General features: G+C 46.2%; 15 protein-coding genes, 1 pseudogene and 1 riboswitch. Of the genes and pseudogenes, 3 read left to right on the top strand and 13 right to left on the bottom strand.

The genetic code is table 11. The features are described 5' to 3' along the window. Window positions 1-143 precede the first annotated feature (143 nt). The 5 genes and pseudogenes from M4I42_RS10275 to gatC form a co-directional block, all read right to left on the bottom strand. Window positions 144-1223, bottom strand: a complete 1080-nt coding sequence (locus M4I42_RS10275) for an ISL3 family transposase (RefSeq protein ID WP_011229794.1) — start codon at window positions 1221-1223, stop codon at window positions 144-146. Between the two features lie 518 nt (window positions 1224-1741). Beyond that, a pseudogene (locus M4I42_RS10270) lies at window positions 1742-3046 on the bottom strand (homocysteine synthase). Window positions 3047-3221: 175 nt separating this feature from the next. Next, window positions 3222-4652, bottom strand: a complete 1431-nt coding sequence (gatB, locus tag M4I42_RS10265) for an Asp-tRNA(Asn)/Glu-tRNA(Gln) amidotransferase subunit GatB (RefSeq protein WP_268852082.1) — start codon at window positions 4650-4652, stop codon at window positions 3222-3224. Window positions 4653-4666: 14 nt separating this feature from the next. After that, window positions 4667-6124 (bottom strand): Asp-tRNA(Asn)/Glu-tRNA(Gln) amidotransferase subunit GatA, encoded by a 1458-nt coding sequence (gatA, locus tag M4I42_RS10260; RefSeq protein ID WP_268852081.1) that lies wholly within the window; start codon window positions 6122-6124, stop codon window positions 4667-4669. 12 nt (window positions 6125-6136) lie between these two features. Beyond that, window positions 6137-6427 carry an Asp-tRNA(Asn)/Glu-tRNA(Gln) amidotransferase subunit GatC gene (gene gatC / locus M4I42_RS10255; RefSeq protein WP_268852080.1) on the bottom strand — a complete coding sequence of 97 codons (291 nt, stop codon included), beginning with the start codon at window positions 6425-6427 and terminating at the stop codon, window positions 6137-6139. A gap of 132 nt (window positions 6428-6559) precedes the next feature. Further along, a riboswitch (purine riboswitch) is annotated at window positions 6560-6661 on the top strand. A gap of 26 nt (window positions 6662-6687) precedes the next feature. Between gatC and ade the strand changes: the two genes are divergently transcribed. Together ade and M4I42_RS10245 are read left to right on the top strand one after the other, a co-directional pair. Next, complete coding sequence (gene ade, locus M4I42_RS10250) at window positions 6688-8400, top strand: adenine deaminase (protein ID WP_268852079.1); 1713 nt, start codon at window positions 6688-6690, stop codon at window positions 8398-8400. 43 nt (window positions 8401-8443) lie between these two features. After that, window positions 8444-8989 (top strand): hypothetical protein, encoded by a 546-nt coding sequence (locus M4I42_RS10245; RefSeq protein ID WP_268852078.1) that lies wholly within the window; start codon window positions 8444-8446, stop codon window positions 8987-8989. Window positions 8990-9031: 42 nt separating this feature from the next. Here M4I42_RS10245 and pruA read toward each other — a convergent pair whose 3' ends face one another. The 8 genes from pruA to M4I42_RS10205 form a co-directional block, all read right to left on the bottom strand. Further along, window positions 9032-10579: an L-glutamate gamma-semialdehyde dehydrogenase gene (gene pruA, locus M4I42_RS10240; protein WP_268852077.1), complete on the bottom strand. Its 1548-nt coding sequence runs from the start codon at window positions 10577-10579 to the stop codon at window positions 9032-9034. Window positions 10580-10668: 89 nt separating this feature from the next. Next, a complete protein-coding gene (locus tag M4I42_RS10235) occupies window positions 10669-11832 on the bottom strand; it encodes a CamS family sex pheromone protein (RefSeq protein ID WP_268852076.1) in 1164 nt (387 codons plus the stop codon). Next, entirely contained in the window at window positions 11829-13832 is a 2004-nt protein-coding gene (gene ligA / locus M4I42_RS10230) for an NAD-dependent DNA ligase LigA (protein ID WP_268852075.1), read from the bottom strand. Before ligA ends, M4I42_RS10235 begins: the two co-directional genes overlap by 4 nt. Window positions 13833-13845: 13 nt before the next feature. Beyond that, a complete protein-coding gene (gene pcrA / locus M4I42_RS10225; RefSeq protein ID WP_268852074.1) occupies window positions 13846-16011 on the bottom strand; it encodes a DNA helicase PcrA in 2166 nt (721 codons plus the stop codon). Window positions 16012-16062: 51 nt separating this feature from the next. Next, window positions 16063-16758 (bottom strand): heptaprenylglyceryl phosphate synthase, encoded by a 696-nt coding sequence (locus M4I42_RS10220; RefSeq protein ID WP_268852073.1) that lies wholly within the window; start codon window positions 16756-16758, stop codon window positions 16063-16065. 97 nt (window positions 16759-16855) lie between these two features. After that, complete coding sequence (locus M4I42_RS10215) at window positions 16856-17179, bottom strand: YerC/YecD family TrpR-related protein (protein WP_268852072.1); 324 nt, start codon at window positions 17177-17179, stop codon at window positions 16856-16858. 18 nt (window positions 17180-17197) lie between these two features. Continuing rightward, complete coding sequence (locus M4I42_RS10210; RefSeq protein WP_268852071.1) at window positions 17198-18208, bottom strand: DUF3048 domain-containing protein; 1011 nt, start codon at window positions 18206-18208, stop codon at window positions 17198-17200. Between the two features lie 28 nt (window positions 18209-18236). Then, entirely contained in the window at window positions 18237-19979 is a 1743-nt protein-coding gene (locus M4I42_RS10205; protein WP_268852070.1) for an adenine deaminase C-terminal domain-containing protein, read from the bottom strand. A gap of 96 nt (window positions 19980-20075) precedes the next feature. Between M4I42_RS10205 and M4I42_RS10200 the strand changes: the two genes are divergently transcribed. Further along, window positions 20076-20318, top strand: coding sequence for a YgaP family membrane protein (locus M4I42_RS10200; RefSeq protein ID WP_268852069.1), 243 nt, complete (start codon window positions 20076-20078; stop codon window positions 20316-20318). Window positions 20319-20393: the final 75 nt, after the last annotated feature.

Raw genomic sequence — 20393 nt, 5'->3', positions numbered from 1 at the left:
ATAGATTCCATCTTTTTTCACCAAGCAGTTAATGAGCAAGCTGAAAAACTCCTTTTTCACATTTAGAATAGATTGAAATTCTAAGGTTTTTCTAATGTGCCGGTATATATTTGGTTCATCACCAAAAGATGTACTTGCACCTGTCATGAAAGTATGTTAGCTGTTTCTAGCCGAACCCGCAGTGCAAAACGCTGGATATTTCGGTATCCGTATCCCCGACGTTTCATCAGCTTGATCTTGTTATTCGTTCCCTCCATCTTCCCATTCGAATAAGGAGACAATATGCATGAAATGATTTCATCTGTTCGTTTGACAAGTGCTTTTGCGATGGCACGAACAGCGGAACAAGGACAAAACAAGTATCGATGAATCCAAGCGTTCTGCCACTTCTGCACCGTTTGGCGTTCCTCCTCGGTGAGTTTCTCGGGGCACTGGGTCAAGAAGCGGCAAACATACCGAACATGCCCATGTTTCTTGCCCTCTTTTCCTAAGGATTTGCGGCATCGATCCAACGCTTCTGTAAACAACTGAATCACATGAAAATCATCGACCACATGCTTCGCTTCCGGACACATCCCTTGAATGGCTTTTTTCATCGCTGGAGCCAAATCGCTCACGACATACTGAACAGAATCAGACACATGAGCCAACGCACGTCCAATGGCTTCCTCGTTCTTTCCTGCTTCAATGGCATACACTTCTCCCGTTTCGGCATCCATGACCGCCACTCCGTAGTCATGTCCTTTTCGAAACGCAAACTCATCGACACAAACTGCCTTTGGTTGGATGTCATTCGATAGGAAGGAAGGGGCATGGGTATAAAACCAACGTTCAACGGTCGTGTAAGGAAGCTGGAGCATTCGAGCCACCGCCTGAATGGAGGTTCCGATGCAACATTGCGCTGCCCATTGCTGAAACGCATCCGTCGCTACACTTCGAGGGGAAATTCCGGGATAAGAAGTGCTGAATGTCATGCCACACGTGCCACAACGTCTACGCTCCACAGGGAGTTCCACCCAAAAGATGCCGATCCGTTGAGCATACCCATGCATCCATTGCTTCTTTTTGCCTGTCATTTTGATCGTACGCTTCAAGCAGACAGGACATAACGGGCATTGTTCGGTGGGAGAAAGTTCGAAAATCCAACGTTCTTCTTCTTTTCGCACCTTTTGAATCAAAACATCTGGTAAATCGATGAGTTCTTTGATAAACTGAGCGTACATGCGAATTTTCCTCCAATGGGTTGGCTTGGTCACCTTTACCATACAGGAAAATTCGCATTTTTTGTACCCTCTATTTTCTCTATGCATACCTATCTTAAAATCTCAAGTACAACTTGTGGTGAAGAGCCAAAAATTTCGAACAGAAGATTTTATCCATGCTTATACAAAATCATTGACCCGTGATGCTAGTGGAACGCTGCGTTCAACTAGCATCACTATATGCAACTTAAATGCTATCATACGCGTAAGAAAGATCTCGGGCCAAGGCGATGCGGTTTCTATCAAGGAAGCGGGGGTGATGCCCGCTGCCCGTCGTGTATTCGCTGGCCTCCGCACGATCGTTGCCAGCCAGCTCTCAGGATGCTGCTTTGCGTGCCGGAATTGCGCAAAAGTGAAAGCCGTGAACAATGGGAAGGAGAAGAACGGTTTGCTCCGCAAATCAAAAAAGAGCGCCCTGTTTTTTCGCTTAGGACACTCTTTATATTTTCTAAATGTTTCCTATATCCGCTTCGCTACTTCTACTTCACCCCCACCGTCTGGCTTTGGCGAATGGCTTGGCGCAAGTCGTCCAAAATATCGTCGATCGCTTCGGTGCCGACAGACAGACGCACAAGGCCTGGGGTGACGCCGGCGGACAGCTGTTCTTCCGGGGTCAGCTGCTCGTGCGTCGTGCTGGCTGGGTGGATGATGAGCGATTTCGAATCACCGATGTTGGCCAAATGCGAGAACAGCTTCACCGAGTCGATCAATTTTTTCCCGGCTTCGACGCCACCTTTGATTTCAAACGTAACGATCGCACCTTGCCCGTTTGGCAAATACTTTTTCGCGAGTTCATGTGACGGATGGCTTGGAAGCCCTGGATAGCTGACGGATTCGACGGCTTCTTCCTCTTCCAAAAACTTAGCAACAGCGAGCGCATTTTCGCTATGACGCTGCATCCGCAAGTGAAGCGTCTCTAATCCTTGCAAAAGCAAAAACGCATTAAACGGCGACAGCGCTGCCCCTAAGTCGCGCAAGAGCTGGATGCGCGCTTTCGTGATGTACGCCGCTTCGCCGACGGCGTCCACATACACCAAACCATGATAACTCGGATCAGGTTCGGTGAACTCCGGAAACTTGCCGCTCCCTTTCCAGTCAAACTTGCCGCTGTCCACAATCACACCGCCGATCGAATTGCCGTGCCCGCCGATGAACTTCGTCGCTGAGTGGACGACGATATCGGCGCCGAATTCAATCGGCCGCAATAAGTATGGACTGGCCACCGTGTTGTCGACAATGAGCGGAATGGCGTGGCGATGGGCGATGTCGGCGACCGCTTCGATGTCGAGCACATCGTTTTTCGGGTTGCCGATCGTTTCCGCAAACAAGGCTTTCGTTTTGTCGGTGATCGCCCGCTCAAAGTTTTCCGGATCGGACGGATCGACAAACTTCACCGTAATGCCAAACTTGCGCAGCGTATGGGCGAACAAGTTGTACGTGCCGCCGTAAATGGACGAGGACGAGACGATTTCATCGCCCGCCGAGGCGATGTTGATGATCGAATAAAACACCGCCGCCTGTCCCGATGAGAGCGCAAGCGCCCCGATCCCGCCTTCAAGCGCCGCGATCCGTTTTTCAGGCACATCGTTCGTTGGGTTCATAATGCGCGTATAAATAAAACCTTCCTCTTTCAAACCAAACAAATTGGCCGCATGCTCGCTGTCGCGGAACACATATGAACTTGTTTGGTAAATCGGCACCACCCGCGCGCCCGTTTACGCATCCGGTTTTTGCCCGGCGTGGATGGCGAGCTTCTCCGGGCGGAAGGTTTGTTCATTGCTCATCGTTTCCTCTCCCCTCTTTGCCCCTTCGAGATTTCATATCCTACTAAATCAATTGGTTTTTTCTTATAAAAAATCTATCATTCGATCACAACGTTTGTCAATTTTATTTTTTTAATAGTGCAAAAATTTTTATTGAAAACAGAGCCTGCCGGTGGGCAGGCCTCCTATTGTTTCATTATCGTTTTCCAATTTCCTCTACTAACAGCTTATTCACAAGCGGTGGGTTGGCTTGTCCTTTTGTCGCTTTCATAATTTGGCCGACTAAGAAGCCGATCGCGCGGTCTTTTCCGTTTTTGAAGTCTTCGACCGATTGCGGATTCGCGTCGAGCACTTCTAACACAATTTTGCGCAACGTTGCTTCGTCAGAAATTTGCACAAGCCCTTGTTGTTTGACGATTTGCTCTGGATCGCCGCCTTTTTCCACAAGTTCTTTAAAGATTTTCTTCGCAATTTTTGACGAAATTGTACCGTTTTGAATAAGTTTAATCATGCCTGCAAGACTTTCTGGTGTTAAAGCAATGTCGTGCAATTCTTTTTGTTCTGCGTTTAAATAAGCAGATACTTCAACCATCAGCCAGTTCGATGCAAGCTTCGGATCCGCTCCATTTGCAACCGTTGCTTCAAAGAAATCCGCCATTTCTTTTGTGAGTGTTAACACTTTCGCATCATACTCCGGCAAGCCGAGTTCTTCTACGTATCGTTTTTGCCGCGCGTCTGGAAGCTCTGGGATAGAAGCGCGAACGCGTTCTTTCCATTCCTCATCGATATAGAGCATCACTAAATCTGGTTCCGGGAAGTAACGATAGTCTTCCGAACCTTCTTTTGTGCGCATTAAAATCGTTGTTTTTGTCGCTTCATCAAAACGGCGTGTTTCTTGCTGGATCACACCGCCAGAAAGTAAAATTTTCTCTTGGCGTTTCGCTTCGTACTCAAGTCCTTGACGAACGAAGTTAAACGAGTTTAAGTTTTTCAATTCTGTTTTCGTGCCGAACTTGTCTGAACCGATTGGGCGAAGGGAAATGTTTGCGTCACAACGAAGCGAGCCTTCTTCCATTTTGCAATCCGATACGCCTGTATATTGAATGATCGACTTTAATTTTTCTAAATACGCATACGCTTCTTCTGGTGAGCGAATGTCCGGTTCCGATACAATTTCAATGAGCGGCGTGCCTTGACGGTTGAAATCGACTAACGAATAGCCATCGCCTGTATGCGTCAGTTTTCCGGCATCTTCTTCTAAATGAATACGCGTAATGCCGATTTTTTTCTTTTTGCCGTTCACTTCAATTTCAATCCAACCGTTTTGGCCGATTGGTTGGTCGTATTGTGAGATTTGGTACGCTTTCGGGTTGTCCGGATAAAAATAATTTTTTCGGTCAAATTTCGTTTCTGTGGCGATTTCGCAGTTTAACGCCATTGCTGCTTTCATCGCAAATTCGACCGCTTGTTTGTTCAACACCGGAAGAACGCCTGGATACCCTAAGTCAATGACGCTCGTTTGTGTGTTTGGGGGCGCTCCGAATGCGTTTGGGCTGCTTGAGAAAATTTTCGATTTTGTTTTCAGCTCAACGTGGACTTCAAGTCCGATGACGATTTCAAAATTCATCGTGATCTCCCCCCTTACAATGTCGGTTTTTGTTTATGATAGTTTGTCGCTTGCTCGAACGCATGAGCTACACGGTAAATCGTGCTTTCATCGAAATGTTTGCCGATAATTTGCAAACCAACCGGAAGCCCGTCGACAAATCCGCATGGAATCGAAATACCTGGAACACCGGCAAGGTTTACTGGGATCGTTAAAATGTCGTTTGCGTACATCGTTAATGGATCGCTCGTTTTTTCACCAATTTTAAACGCTGGCGTTGGTGTTGTCGGCCCGATAATGACGTCATATTTTTCAAAAACATTTTCAAAGTCACGTTTAATGAGCGTCCGCACTTTTTGTGCTTTTTTGTAATATGCATCATAGTAGCCAGAGCTTAACGCAAACGTTCCAAGCATAATGCGGCGTTTCACTTCGTTACCGAACCCTTCGCTGCGCGTTTGTTTATACATGTCAATCAAGTTTTTCGCATTATCTGTCCGATAGCCATAGCGAACACCGTCAAAGCGGGCAAGGTTCGCAGATGCTTCTGAAGACGCTAATAAATAATACGTCGCAAGCGCGTATTTCGAATGAGGAAGCGATACTTCTTCCCACGTTGCGCCTAAGCTTTCTAATACTTTTAGGGCATCAAGCACCGATTGGCGCACTTCTTCCGATACACCTTCACCTAAATATTCTTTTGGCACAGCGATTTTCAATCCTTGAATGTCGCCTGTTAATGCGGACACATAATCCGGAACGTCGACGTTTGCCGATGTCGAATCCATCGGATCTAAGCCAGAAATGGCTTGTAGTAAGTAGGCGTTATCTTCAACGGTACGCGTAATCGGCCCAATTTGGTCAAGCGAGGAGGCAAATGCGACAAGCCCATAGCGCGATACACGGCCATACGTCGGTTTTAAGCCAACGACACCGCAAAACGCAGCTGGTTGACGAATCGAGCCGCCCGTGTCTGACCCGAGCGCAAACGGCACTTCGCCTGCCGCCACCGCCGCCGCTGAACCGCCGCTAGAGCCGCCCGGTACACGCTCTAAATCCCACGGATTGCGCGTTAGTTGAAATCCAGAGTTTTCTGTCGAAGACCCCATCGCAAACTCATCCATGTTCAACTTCCCAATCGTAATCGCGTCCGCTTCATGCAGCCGCTCCATTACCGTCGCGTCATAAATCGGGTCAAAGTTATAAAGAATTTTGCTTGCGCATGTCGTGCGCAGCCCTTTTGTCACAATGTTATCTTTAATGCCGATCGGCATGCCAAACAACAAGCCGAATTCGGTTTCAGTCGCTAACTTTTCATCTAATTCTTTCGCTTTCGCGCGCGCTTGCTCTTCGTTTAACGTTAAAAACGCTTGTACTTTTTCGTCTACTTCCGCGATCCGTTTAAATGATTCGTCCACTAAATCGGATACGGAGATTTCCTTTTTATGTAACATCCCGTGTAATTCCGATAGTTTATAATCAAACAGTGCCATAGTTTTCCCCCCTTATTCTAAAATCGCTGGTACGCGGAACTGACCGTCTTGTTGGTCTGGTGCGTTTTTCAAGACGTCTTCTAGCGGAAGCCCCGCTGTTGGCACATCGTCGCGCATGACATTTTTCATGTTTAATACATGTGAAGTCGGCGGCACGTTTTCAGTGTCGAGTTCATTGAGCTGCTCTGCGAATGTAATAATTGCATCTAGTTGTTTCGTGAACATTTCTGCCTCTTCTTCCGTGATCGCTAATCGCGCTAAATGCGCCACGTGTTTCACTTGCTCGATTGAAATTCTTGACATTCCTCTCACCTCCGATATTGTCGACCTTTGCAATACTATGATGATACCAAACTTTCGTTGAATGAAGCAACATTTGCCATGAACGAGTTGAAAAATGTTTGACGAAACGCTCCTGTAAGCATACAATGAAAAAAATTTCGTTCACTAACAACTCGTATAATTTCGGGAATATGGTTCGAAAGTTTCTACCAAACGACCGTAAATCGTTTGACTACGAGGGATACTCCTCGTATCGAGTGGAAAAAGAGGAGGAGCAAACGATGAAACAGCTTGCGGTAGCTTCCAAACGGCAACTAGCCGATGTTGTCGTCAAAAATGGAAAAATTGTTAACGTATTTACGCATGAAATCATACAGGCGGATATCGCGATTGCAGATGGAAAAATCGTCGGTATCGGTGCATATGACGGTCATACGATCATTGACGCACAAGGAAAATACGTATGCCCTGGGCTTATTGATGGACACGTTCATATCGAATCATCGATGGTCACACCGAGTGAATTTTCCCGCGTCGTCGTTCCGCATGGCGTAACGACAGTCATTACCGATCCGCACGAAATTGCAAACGTTGCTGGAACGGAAGGAATCGAGTTCATGCTTAATGATTCTGAGCACATTCCGCTCGATGTATATGTCATGTTGCCATCGTGCGTGCCGGCGACCGCTTTTGAACATGCTGGTGCAACATTGCATGCTGAGCATTTAGCACCGTTCCTTTCTCATCCGCGCGTGCTCGGACTTGCGGAAGTGATGGACTATCCAGCGCTTTTGCACGGACAACAACAAATGCTCGATAAACTAACGATCACATTACAAGCCGGCAAGCTGATCGATGGTCATTTGGCTGGTCTTAATGAAACGGCGATAAACGTATATCGGAGCGCAATGGTTCATACCGATCATGAATGTGTTACCGTTTCAGAAGCGCTTGAACGCATTCGCCGTGGGATGTACGTCCTTATTCGCGAAGGGTCGGTCGCAAAAGATTTGAACAAGCTACTTCCGGCTGTCAATACGTATAACGCCCGCCGCTTTTTATTTTGCACAGACGATAAACATATTGACGAGCTTGTCACCGAAGGAAGTATTGATCATCATATTCGCCTAGCGATTCAAGCAGGCATGGAGCCGATTACAGCGATTCAAATGGCGACGTTAAATGCAGCAGAATGTTATCGCCTTTACACGAAAGGCGCCATCGCCCCTGGGTACGATGCCGACTTTTTGTTTGTGGAAGATTTACAGTCATTCTCGATTACGCACGTCTATAAAAATGGCATACTCGTTGCCGAAAACGGAAAAGCACGATTTTCAGTAGACAAAGCAGCACATATTGAAAAAACGATCACACATTCTGTTTATGCTAAAAACGTGACACATGCGGATTTACAAATTCCGTTTACACGTGGGAATACGGCAAATGTGATTCAAATTATCCCGAACCATTTGCATACAAAACGACTCGTCACACAAGTAGAGGTCGAAAATGACGTCTTTCAACCGTCCGTTGAACGAGATTTGTTGAAACTTGTTGTCGTCGAACGTCATCGCGGTCTCGGTGTCGGCGTTGGCATCGTCAACGGCTTTCAATTGAAAAAAGGAGCGATTGCCTCATCGATTGCCCATGACTCGCATAACATCACCGCTACCGGAACGAACGATGACGATATCATCGTTGCGATTGAACAAATAAAAAACATAAACGGCGGACTTGTCGTTGTCGAAAACGGACGCGTTTTGGCAGACTTGCCACTTGAAATCGGTGGGCTGATGACAGCTAAAAGTTATGAAGAAGTATTAGAGCGGCTACAAACGATTCACGACGCTTTAATGACCATTGGGGCATCGAACGAATTTAACCCATTTATTACACTCGCCTTTTTAGCGTTGCCAGTCATTCCAGAACTCAAATTAACCGACCAAGGCTTATTTGACGTCTCATCGTTTCAATTTATTGATGTGGAGGCATAGAGGGATTTTTTTATCCCTCTTTTTTGTCGAACGATGTTATAATATGGTTGTGTGCAAAGGAGGTGAGAAGATGAGCGAGCAATTGTTGGAGAAAATTTTACACGTCGTCACAGACATCCAAAAAGAATTGCAGGACATTCGCGAAGAACAAAAAGCCATTCGAGAAGAACAAAAAGCCATTCGAGAAGAACAAAAAGCCATTCGAGAAGAACAAAAAGCCATTCGAGAAGAACAAAAAGCCATTCGAGAAGAACAGAAGACCTTCCGAGAAGAGCTAAAACTTATTCGCGAAGAACAGGAAGCATTAAAAAATGGACAAAAAGAGCTTTACGACCTAGTCAATGCTCTACTCCATCGCCAAGAGGAAACAGACGCTAAACTCGAATCATTAACGATGGACGTCCATCGCATGCACGGTGAAATAACTGCGATGAAGCAAGAAATCCGCATGCTCAGCGAAAAAGTCGATTCCCACTACGAACAATTCAACGAACGTCTTAACAACCTCCAACTTGACGTCGATTTCACCGTTCATAAAACAACGATGACTGAGCGAGAACTTTTCAAAATGAGAAATCGGTTGTTTTGATGTGAAAAACACCCCGCCTTTTATGCTAGGCGGGGTGTTCCATTAAAACATTTCTGATACGGTTTTTGCTTGCATATGAAGAAGTAAGTAGTCTGGTCCGCCTGCTTTGGAGTCTGTTCCAGACATGTTAAAGCCGCCGAACGGATGGTAGCCGACGATCGCTCCTGTGCAGCCGCGGTTAAAGTAAAGGTTACCAACATGGAACTCCTCACGCGCTTTTTCTAAGTTAAAGCGGTTGTTCGAAATGACGGCGCCTGTTAAGCCGTATTCTGTGTTGTTTGCAATGTCAAGCGCATGATCGAAGTCTTTTGCTTTCGTAAACGCAACAACTGGGCCGAAAATTTCTTCTTGCATAATGCGCGCTTTCGGATCGACATCCGCAAACACCGTTGGCTGAATGAAGAAGCCTTTCGAGTCGTCCCCTTCGCCGCCTGTCATGAGCTTACCTTCTTGCTTACCAATTTCGATATATTCCATAATTTTGTTGTATGCGGATTGGTCGATAACAGGTCCCATAAATGTGCTTTGTTCTTCTGGGTTGCCGACTTTTAATTGCTTCGTTAACTCGACGACACGGTTTAATACTTGGTCGTATACTTCTTCAAGCGCAACGACACGCGAGCATGCAGAACATTTTTGCCCAGAGAAACCAAATGCCGATGCGACGATCGATTGTGCGGCTAATTCTAAATCCGCTTCTTTGTCGACAACGATTGTGTCTTTTCCACCCATTTCCGCAATGACGCGCTTGAGCCAAAGTTGCCCTGGATGCACTTTTGCGGCACGCTCATAAATGCGAATACCGACATCGCGCGAGCCTGTGAAGCTAATGAAACGCGTGCGCGGATGGTCGACTAAATAATCGCCTACTTCCGCACCACTTCCTGGAATGTAGTTTAATACGCCTGCTGGAAGACCTGCTTCTTCTAACACTTCGACAAATTTATACGCAATAACTGGCGTTGCGCTCGCTGGTTTTAAAAGAACGGTATTTCCTGTCACAAGCGCAGCAACCGTCGTTCCAGCCATGATCGCAAACGGGAAGTTCCATGGCGAGATGACGACGCCCACACCAAGCGGAATGTAGAAGAAACGGTTCGTTTCTCCCGGGCGGCTTTCGACTGGGATTCCATCTTTTAATTTCAACATTTGCCGTGCATAATATTCCATAAAGTCAATCGCTTCCGCTGTATCGGCATCTGCTTCTTTCCATGGCTTACCTGCTTCTTTTACAAGCAACGCAGAAAACTCATGTTTGCGGCGGCGCACAATGGCAGCGGCGCGGAATAAAATGTCCGCACGCATTTCTGGCTTCGTTTTGCTCCACCATTTGAATGCCGCATCGGCTGCTTGCATCGCTTTTTCCGCTAAGTCTTTATTTGCTTTCGCTACGCGACCAACAACTTCTGTTTTATTCGCTGGGTTGATCGAAACAATTTTATCTTCTGTCATGATTCGTTCTCCGCCAATGACAAGCGGATACTCTTGGCCAAGATATGCTTGTACCGTTTGTAATCCTTCCTCAAACGCTTTTTTGTTCGCTTCTACTGTAAAATCGGTAAATGGTTCATGTTTATAAGGTTGTACCATTTGTGAACCCCCTTTACGAAAATGAAAAACGTTTACAACCCACATTTACCATTCTAACGAACATGCAACACTTATTCAATCGGGAGCCATCATTGATAAATATGAACAAACGGCTGATCGGCTTTCGCTGGACGCACGATAATGCTTTCTGGTCCACCCACCGAAGAAATATAGACGTTCACGTTGACATAGTCAGGAAACTTCTCCATCACTAACCCTGTGACATATTGCGTAAACGCGATCACTTCCGCCTTGCCGTAAAATTGCATCGGAATCGTAATCGTCAGCTGTTGCAGTTGATCATCGACATAAAATGCCTTGCCAATGACCCCTGTATAGTTCGGGAAAAAGTCTTCGACATCGGACTTAAAGTTTAAAAATTTCATTAAATCGTCCCGATGGTTTTTTTCGGCATCATCGGACGGAAAGAGCGCATATTCTTCGTTAATTTTTTTCCATTGATCAATCGTGTCGCTTTCTTGATCGACATTGGTCATCGCGAAAAAATGTCCAGGGATCATTGATGTTCTCGGTTGCTGCTTAAACAAAGCGATCGTAATCGGCACATTTTTCAATCCTTTTATATGACGGACGCGGGATAGTACTTCCGCAGCAATACGTTTCCCTTCCCGCTCGATTTCATCGTCGCTTATTTCGACTTCACGGGGATATCCTTGCTCCGTTTGGTAATAATGAACCGAATTGAGGGCAAGGCCGAGAACAACCCCACCTAATTGTACTTTCCCGTTGCCATTTTTGCTTAAATAGTCATGCTCTAAAATATTGGCCAAATAAATCGGGCTTTTCGTATTTTTCTCCTCGTTCGTACCTTGTTCGCTTAACAGCGGGTTGAGCCCGATATTATCCGCTTCGGTCATTCCTTCTTCTTTTAGCTGCGCTTTTGTCATTTTGCGCATGAGCCATTTTTTAATCGTTTTTTTATCTAAATACTGGCCCTCTTGAAATAAATAATCTTTCGGCGAAAACCGTTGTTGTGCGATGCGCATTAACCCCGTTTCAAATTCGTCGACATCTAAGCGCGTATTCAAGTTTTCAACCACTAGCCCACGTGCTTCTGACGGCGTAAATGGCAAAATCATTCGGTAATACGAATCCGAAATATTATATTTTGGAATGACCGATTTTTGTTGTTTGTTGTTTTTTTCTTGCACGACTTCTTGCTCGCTAAATTTTGGCACACACGCCGACAGGAAAAGGGTGAGCACTGTCGTTAATATCGTTAGTTTTTTCATGTTGTTGACACCTGCCGCTCGATTTCTTGAAGAAAACGCACTTCGTCCCAAATTTCAATGTTGAGTTGCTTCGCTTTTGTCAATTTCGACCCTGCATCAGCACCGGCAATGACTAAATCGGTGTTTTTGCTGACGCTGTTCGTGACGCTACCGCCAAGCTGTTCAATTTTTTCTTTTGCCTCGTTGCGCGATAATGTTTCTAGCTTTCCCGTTAATACGATCGTTTTTCCAGCCAAGTAGGAAGTGCTTGCTGCAATGCTCGCTTTTTGCCCTTTATATGTCATGTTGACTCCATACGAACGCAGCTCGTTTAACAGCTCTTTCACTTCTTGTTTCGCAAAATAGGTGACGAGCGAATCCGCCATTTTTTCACCAATTTCATGAATCGCTGTCAATTCTTCTTTTGTCGCCGCTTGCAGGCGATCCATCGTTTCAAAATGTTCCGCCAGTATTTTCGCTGCTTTCGCGCCAACATGGCGAATACCAAGCCCAAATAAAAGGCGCTCTAACGAGTTTTGTTTCGATGCTTCAATCGCCTGAAGCAAGTTCGCTGCTGATTTTTCACCCATTCGTTCTAGCTTCAGCAACTGTTCTTTCGTTAACGTATATAAATCTGCGACATCATGAACAAGCCCTGCTTGAAACAGCTGTGCAACCACTTTTTCCCCAAGGCCATCAATATTCATCGCTTGGCGCGACACGAAATGAATCAACCCTTCACGAATTTGCGCCGGGCATTTCGGATTTAGGCAGCGCAAGGCGACTTCCCCATCTAACCGAACGAGTTCGCTGCGACATTCTGGGCAATGCGTCGGCATCACAAACGGCACTTCGCTTCCTGTGCGGCGTTCCGGTAAGGCGTTCACGACTTCTGGAATAATATCGCCCGCTTTTTTAATAACGACAAAATCGCCAATCATAACGCCTTTCGCGCGGATCAAGTCTTCGTTATGAAGCGACGCACGCTGGACAATTGTTCCGGCGACGCGCACCGGCTCTAAAATCGCCGTCGGTGTCACCACCCCTGTACGCCCAACACTTAATTCAATATCGATCAGTTTGGTGACGACTTCTTCGGCCGGAAATTTATAAGCGATCGCCCAGCGCGGGCTTTTCGCCGTCGCGCCAAGCTGTTCTTGCTGTCTGAACGAATCGACTTTAATGACAATGCCGTCAATTTCATAAGGAAGTTGTGGCCGTTTCTCATGCCAGCTGTTTACAAATTCGACTACTTCGTCGATCGTTTCACAGCGACGGCGTTCCGGATTCGTTTTAAAACCGAGTTGCTGCAAGTAGTCAAGCGCTTCGCTATGTGAACGAATCCCAAGCTCCTCCGCATTCACTAGTCCGTACACAAACATATCTAAATGACGAGAAGCCGCCACTTTCGGATCCAGTTGCCGCAAAGACCCGGCTGCAGCGTTGCGCGGATTCGCAAACAGCTCTTCGCCGCGCGCTTGACGCTCCTCATTTAACCGTTCGAATGACCGTTTCGGCATGTACGCTTCGCCGCGGGCTTCTAACGTTACCGGCTGTTCGAGCTTTAGCGGAAGGGAACGAATCGTTTTTAAATTTTCTGTAATGTCTTCTCCGGTTACGCCGTCGCCGCGTGTCGCTCCTTGGACAAAAAAACCATCTTCATACCGCACCGATACGGCCAGTCCGTCAATTTTCAGTTCGCAAACGTACGCGACGTCGCCTACTTCTTGGCGAACGCGGCGGTCAAAATCGCGCAAATCCCCTTCGTTAAACGCGTTCGCAAGGCTTAACATCGGCACGCGATGCTCGACTTTTTGAAACGCATCTAACGCTTGTCCGCCGACGCGCTGGGAAGGGGAGTCTTTCGTTTTGAATTCGGGATACTGTTCCTCTAGCGCAATTAGTTCTTGCATCAACCGGTCATATTCCGCATCCGATACAGATGGACGATCGAGCACGTAATATTCGTAGTTATATTGATTTAACAGGCGGCGCAGTTCCTCTATACGTTCCATCGCCATTTGTTATTCCACCTCACACTTTTGTAATCGGGGCAAATTGGGCTAATAGACGTTTAATGCCGGTCGGGCGTTGGAAGGCAACATCCAGCTCGAGGTCATCACCTTCCCCACGTACACTGACAATCGTGCCAACTCCCCATTTTTTATGTTCCACTTTGTCGCCTACTTTCCACTCTTTCGCTATGGCTGTAGCCGTTCGTGCGGTCGCCACTTTTGGTGTCCATGCTTTTTTATGCACTTGTTCGACGAGTTCATCAGGAATTTCGACAACAAAGCGAGATAGTGGGTTCATCGCTGTTCTACCAAACAACGTCCGCATTTGAGCGCTCGTTAGAAACAGTTCTTCTTCTGCACGTGTAATACCGACATACGCGAGACGGCGTTCTTCTTCCATTTCTTCTTCATTGTCAAGCGAGCGGCTATGCGGGAAAATCCCTTCTTCCATGCCGATTAAAAAGACAACTGGAAACTCTAATCCTTTCGCTGAATGAAGTGTCATCAACACGACAGCCTCGCTTCCTTTTTCCTCCGGCGCATTCAGTTGGTCGATGTCGGACACTAACGCCAAGTCCGTTAAAAAAGCGATGAGCGATTTGTCTTCATTCACATTTTCAAAATGCTTCGTTACCGATAAAAACTCGTCAATGTTTTCGAGGCGGCTTTGCGCTTCCAGCGTTTTCTCCGCACGCAACATGTCGCGGTAGCCCGATTTTTCTAATACTTCTTCGACGAGTTCAGTGACAGATAAAAATTCTTGCATTTGCCCCCAATGTTCGATTTGACGACGAAATTCGTTTAGCGGCGCAGCAATTCGCGCGCTTAGTCCGATTTCTTCAAGCTCGCCAAGCGCTTGGAACAAGGAAAGTCCATTCGCTGTAGCATAGTGGGAAACTTTCTCGAGCGATGAAGCGCCAATTCCTCGTTTCGGCACGTTAATAATTCGGATAAAGCTAATATCATCATTCGGATTGGCAATCAGGCGCAAATACGCCAAAATATCTTTAATTTCTTTTCGGTCATAGAACTTCAACCCGCCGACGATTTTGTACGGAATGTTCGCTTTCAGCAACATTTCCTCCACAATCCGCGACTGTGCGTTCATCCGGTACAACACCGCAAAGTCAGAATAGCGGCGTTTACCAGATTCGACGTACTCTTTTATTTTCCCGACGACAAACTGCGCTTCGTCCGTTTCGCTCATCGCATCATAATAAACAATTTTTTGCCCTTCCGGATTTTCCGTCCATAGTTTTTTCGGTTTGCGATTGTAATTGTTTTCGATCACTTCGTTCGCCGCTTGCAAAATCCGTTTCGTCGAACGATAGTTTTGCTCAAGCAAAATGACTTTCGCGTTCGGATAATCGTTTTCGAATGATAAAATGTTTTGAATATCTGCGCCACGCCAACGATAAATCGACTGATCAGAATCGCCAACGACACAAATGTTTTGCAACTTTTCCGCCAACATCTTCACTAGTCGATATTGCGCTTTGTTCGTATCTTGATATTCATCGATGTGAATGTATTGAAATTTATATTGGTAATACTCGAGCACTTCTGGTACGCGTTCGAATAAATGAATCGTCGTCATAATTAAATCGTCAAAATCAAGCGAATGGTTACGAAGTAGCCGCTGTTGATACTCCGTGTAAACGTCGCTCGCAATTTTCTCGTAATAGCTTCCCGCTTTTTTGGCAAATTGCTCTGGGGAAAGCAACTCATTTTTTGCGCTGCTGATCGTGCCTAAAATAGCGCGTGGGTCAAATTTTTTCGGATCGATGTTTTTCTCGCTTAAAATATGTTTGATGACCGATAGCTGATCGGTCGTATCTAAAATCGAAAAATTACGGTTAATGCCAATGCGGTCCACATCGCGGCGTAAAATGCGTACACACATCGAATGAAACGTTGAAATCCAAATATCTTCCGCTGCACCACCTACGAGCGCTTGCACACGTTCTTTCATCTCACGAGCCGCTTTATTCGTAAACGTAATCGCTAAAATATTCCACGGCGCCACATGCTTTTCTGCCATTAAATACGCAATGCGGTGCGTTAACACACGCGTCTTCCCACTTCCCGCTCCCGCCATAATCAAAAGCGGTCCTTCTGTCGTTCGCACCGCTTCCTGCTGCTCGCGATTTAAATTAGCAAGAAGTTTATTTGATAAAAAACTCAAATGGATCACCACCATACAAACATTTGTTCTATTTTACTACATTTCTTCCAGTCAGACAACGCTCTCCTTCACGGCTTTCACTGTTTCGAGCGCTTGTCGTAAATCATCGTACACCGCATTGCCGACGACGATCGTATCCGCATATTGCGCCATTTCTTTCGCCTGCTCGGCCGTTTCGATGCCACCGCCGTAAAAGAGCTGCGTATCGCGCAACACACGTTTCACGCGTTGCACCGTTTGTACGTTTCCGTACATTCCGCTATACTCTAAATAAAAAATCGGCAGATTGTACATGTTTTCGGCGATGCGGGCATAGGCAACGACATCTTCATCGGAAAGAGAAGCGTTCGCCTCCGTCAACACTGCGGCTTTGCATTCCGGATTTAAAATGCAATACCCTTCCATCATGATTTCATCCCAATTCATGAGCTCACCAAATTGTTTCATCGCTTCGTGATGCAGCTCAATCAGCCATTTCGTCTGCCGGCTATTTAACACCATCGGAATAAAATAAAAATCAAACCCTGGCGTAACCGCCTCCACATTCGATATTTCCAATACGCACGGAACGGAAAAGCGACGAATTCGCGCCATTAACTCCAGCACGTTTTCGAGCGTCACTCCATCCGTTCCGCCAACGATGATAGCGTCCGTCCCCGATTCGCAAATAAGCTCCAACGCTTCATCGCTAATCTCTTTATTCGGATCTAGTTTAAACACATGACGCCATTTTCGAACATCGTACATACGAAACCCTCCATCATTTCTATCCATCTTTTCATTATAACAAATCTCTCTTCCTTTCAGCCAAACGAAAAGGAGCACTCGCTAAGAATGCTCCTTGCTATACGTGATTCGTCTCTTTCGAATCGTTCGCTTGTTCTTTAATGCGCTCAAGCGCCATCTCGTATGCATCGTTTCCGTAATTTAAACAACGTTTAACGCGTGAAATCGTCGCCGTGCTCGCACCTGTTTCCGTTTCAATTTTATGGTACGTATACCCTTCGCGAAGCATACGCGCTACTTCTAGACGTTGGGCAAGCGACTGAATTTCGTTGACCGTACATAAATCATCAAAAAAACGGTAACATTCTTCTAAATCACGAAGTGAAAGAATCGCCTTAAATAATTGATCGACTTCTCTGCCTCTCAGTTTATCAATTTGCATTCTGTTTTCAACCCTCCATTAATGATATTGCACAATATCCAGCTGTGGCACGATATTAATCCACGTTTTTCCCGGTACAAATCCGACCGGTACCCCGTTTTCATACGGCAACAGACGGCCGTTGACATTTTTCCATTCGACAGGCCGCACCGTTCCATTCTGAAACAAATAGCCGTTCCCGCCCGACGTTAAATCGATATCGCGGCGACCGTAGCTGTCCGCAATCGTATGCTTCGCTGCGACGACGAAGACGTTTTGTACCAACACAGGCTCATGCGTATCATAATCGACCGTCTGCTCGCCTGCGCTATAACGGAAATACCCCTTTTTCTCTGGAATGTACTTATATTGAACGTGGGCATATGCTTGGCGAGAATACGCAATCTCCACCTGCTCAGCTGGCTTGCCGACTGACTCGTTTGCGAAAAACGGCAACGGCTCGATCTCTTCTTGCAGCGCATATCCTTTTTCTGTTGCCCCTTTTTCAATGTTCGAAAACGTAATATACGAATTGTGGGGCGCTTTGCGGAACGAAGCGCGTTTAAACAGCGTCCCATCATAAAATAATCCGTTCAAATAATCAGCCGCTCCGGACTCTAGCATCTTTTTCGCCTCTGGACTCCAGCCGTGGCAAATGTACAAAGCATTGAACCCTTTACTTAATTCAATGTAGTAATCGCGAGCGCTGCGAACCGGACCGACCTTCTCCGGAAATTCGCTTTGAAAAATCGCTAAAAAACGCGTCAAATCCCCTTCGGCTAATACTTCATACACAATATCCGCTTTCGGCAACCCCGATTGCGGCCTCGCTTTCGGATGGTTGTTAATCATTACCGCCACTGCGCGATGATCCGGTTTTGTTTCCGCAGGCATCCCCGTCAACGGAAACACAAAGGATGGTTGCGGCGTGCTCTCTTCCACTTGTTTAGGCGCCTCACCGATCGGAGGAGTGTTTCTCGTTTGTTCTTTTTTCGCACAGCCGCTAAATAAAAGGCACGCACCACTTATCGCAATAACGAACCGCTTCAATGCAAACACAACCTTTTTCTTTTATATTTTAACGCATTATCGACGGAAAGAGTATCGTTTTGTTCATCACATCATAAATTCCTTTTTGCGTAATCCGAATATACGGCAAATGGGTTGATTGGAAAAACAAAAGCGAATAAATCGGATCAACAAAGGAATAGCCTCTTTCTTTCAACAGTTCTTTCAATCGTTTTTCTTCCGCAATAAGCGCCTCTACATGTTTCATCGACATCATTCCGCCAAGCGGCAGCGGAATTTCGTGAATGATTTTCCTGTTTTCCGCAAGCACAATTCCTCCGCCAATTTCGTTCATGCGCTGAAATGCTAACAACATATCGTGTTTGCTCTTGCCAACTAACAACAAATCGCCTGTATTGGAATACGAACTAGCCAATCCTTTTACATGAGTAGCAAACCCTTTAACAACCGTATTGACGCGCCATTTTCCATTGCGGTCGATAAGCATTAAAAAGCTTTCATCATGGTTGGTCGACAGTTCATCGTGCGACGTATCGATGGAAATGGAGTACGGACGCATAATGACCGAGTTTTCCATATACATTCCTAACGGCATCGAAAATTGCAAATCATCAGGCGAGAGTTGCCACGTCAAGCGCAGCGGTGCCATGCCGTAAGCTTCCCAGTCGAGCGCCGGGAACCGTTGTTCACATACGCCGTCCCGCTTCACCCATTGCCCTTTCGCCAGCACGCTAACTGGCGTTGGATCATCTGGCGCCCGTAAAAAATTGATATGCGCGATTCGCCCTGTCGTAATGGAGCCGTGCAAATGCTCCATCTGGTAATGGCGGGCGACATTAACGGTTGCCATCTGGTAGGCATCAATGATCGGCACCCCTTTTTCCATGGCGATTCGAATCATTTGATCGATTAAGCCTTGCTCGTAAAACGACGGCGGCGATCCATCGGTTGTAAAAATAAGACGGTCGTATTGCTCGATGCCTAGCGCTTTCATTTCTTCAAGCAAAACCGGTAAGTCCGGGCAAATCGATGAATAGCGGAGCGACACGGTGTATCCGTGCAACAGCCGGTTGTATACTTCTTTTCCCGTCATCGCCTCATGGTCGCAGTCCGCGCCGATAAGCATCATTTTTGTAAGCGTTTTCTCTGACGCGCCAGGAAAATGGCCTTCAATTTGCTTTTTCATTTGCTTTGCTTCTTGAATCCAATGAAGCATCACATCATCACCTGCGAGAAGTCTTGGCCATCCTGTCAATTCGCCCCCTTGCACGACGGACTTTTGTTTTAACCATTCTTTAATGGTCGCATAAGAAAACCGCTCTTCCTCTTTTTCAAGCTCTGTTTGTCCATCAAAGCGGCACCACCAATACATCGTCACTGGAAACGCTTCGACATCGCGTAAAAAAGAAAACGCTTTCTTTTTAGGCGATTGCAAAGCTAGTACTAAATTATCATTGATGATCGTCGTCGTTCCCCACTTCGCTGCATATTCCGCAAACGTCTGGGGATTATATAACTGAAATGGATGCGCATGTGGCTCAATATAGCCCGGGACTAAATAATAGCCGCTGCAATCGATCACTTCACATTGTTCAAGATTGCTCGGCAGCCGCTCACCGACGTAAACGATGCGGTCTTGATAAATCCAAATGTTCCCGGTTTTCCATTGGCGCAAATAAGCGTGCAAATACGTAGCGTTCGTCAGCAACTTCGTCGGCGATCGTTTTCCATCAATAATCGCTAGTTGTTCGCGAAGCTGCTCACTTTTCCAGCGATATCGTTGTTCAGCCATGTCCATCCCCGTTCCTTTTTTTCCTAAATTGTACCATGTAACCATTTTACCGCATTAAAGTCATTTTCACAAACAAAAAATGAGGAGGGAAAGAAGATGAAGGTGAATATTGGAATCGGAAATGCCTTGATTCGGATTACGTGCGGCCTGACATTGCTTGCTTGGGCGACAGCGAAAATGGTAAAACGCCCGTGGCGTGATTCATACCTTATGGTAGCGATGCTAGCAGCCATGAAAGTAGCGGAAGGAATTACCCGTTTTTGCCCGTTAACCGCCATATTCGAAAAATACCAGCAGGCAGAAGAAAAGCAAGAAGAAGCGATAGCTAATCCGACGTAGGAAAAGCTCGCTCTTTTATCCTAAATTAAAAAGAGGCTGTCTCAAAAGGTCGCCTTTCTTCAAGGAAGATACAAT

Source organism: Anoxybacillus sp. J5B_2022, from assembly GCF_026847645.1.
Lineage (GTDB): Bacteria > Bacillota > Bacilli > Bacillales > Anoxybacillaceae > Anoxybacteroides.
This window is presented reverse-complemented; position numbering and strand designations above follow the sequence as displayed.

Excerpts from the sequence above, each read along its gene's own strand:
- M4I42_RS10275 (WP_011229794.1), bottom strand. The coding sequence starts at position 1,223 with ATGTACGCTCAGTTTATCAAAGAACTCATCGATTTACCAGATGTTTTG.
- gatB (WP_268852082.1), bottom strand. The coding sequence starts at position 4,652 with ATGAATTTTGAAATCGTCATCGGACTTGAAGTCCACGTTGAGCTGAAA.
- gatA (WP_268852081.1), bottom strand. The coding sequence starts at position 6,124 with ATGGCACTGTTTGATTATAAACTATCGGAATTACACGGGATGTTACAT.
- gatC (WP_268852080.1), bottom strand. The coding sequence starts at position 6,427 with ATGTCAAGAATTTCAATCGAGCAAGTGAAACACGTGGCGCATTTAGCG.
- ade (WP_268852079.1), top strand. The coding sequence starts at position 6,688 with ATGAAACAGCTTGCGGTAGCTTCCAAACGGCAACTAGCCGATGTTGTC.
- M4I42_RS10245 (WP_268852078.1), top strand. The coding sequence starts at position 8,444 with ATGGTTGTGTGCAAAGGAGGTGAGAAGATGAGCGAGCAATTGTTGGAG.
- pruA (WP_268852077.1), bottom strand. The coding sequence starts at position 10,579 with ATGGTACAACCTTATAAACATGAACCATTTACCGATTTTACAGTAGAA.
- M4I42_RS10235 (WP_268852076.1), bottom strand. The coding sequence starts at position 11,832 with ATGAAAAAACTAACGATATTAACGACAGTGCTCACCCTTTTCCTGTCG.
- ligA (WP_268852075.1), bottom strand. The coding sequence starts at position 13,832 with ATGGCGATGGAACGTATAGAGGAACTGCGCCGCCTGTTAAATCAATAT.
- M4I42_RS10220 (WP_268852073.1), bottom strand. The coding sequence starts at position 16,758 with ATGTACGATGTTCGAAAATGGCGTCATGTGTTTAAACTAGATCCGAAT.
- M4I42_RS10215 (WP_268852072.1), bottom strand. The coding sequence starts at position 17,179 with ATGCAAATTGATAAACTGAGAGGCAGAGAAGTCGATCAATTATTTAAG.
- M4I42_RS10205 (WP_268852070.1), bottom strand. The coding sequence starts at position 19,979 with ATGGCTGAACAACGATATCGCTGGAAAAGTGAGCAGCTTCGCGAACAA.
- M4I42_RS10200 (WP_268852069.1), top strand. The coding sequence starts at position 20,076 with ATGAAGGTGAATATTGGAATCGGAAATGCCTTGATTCGGATTACGTGC.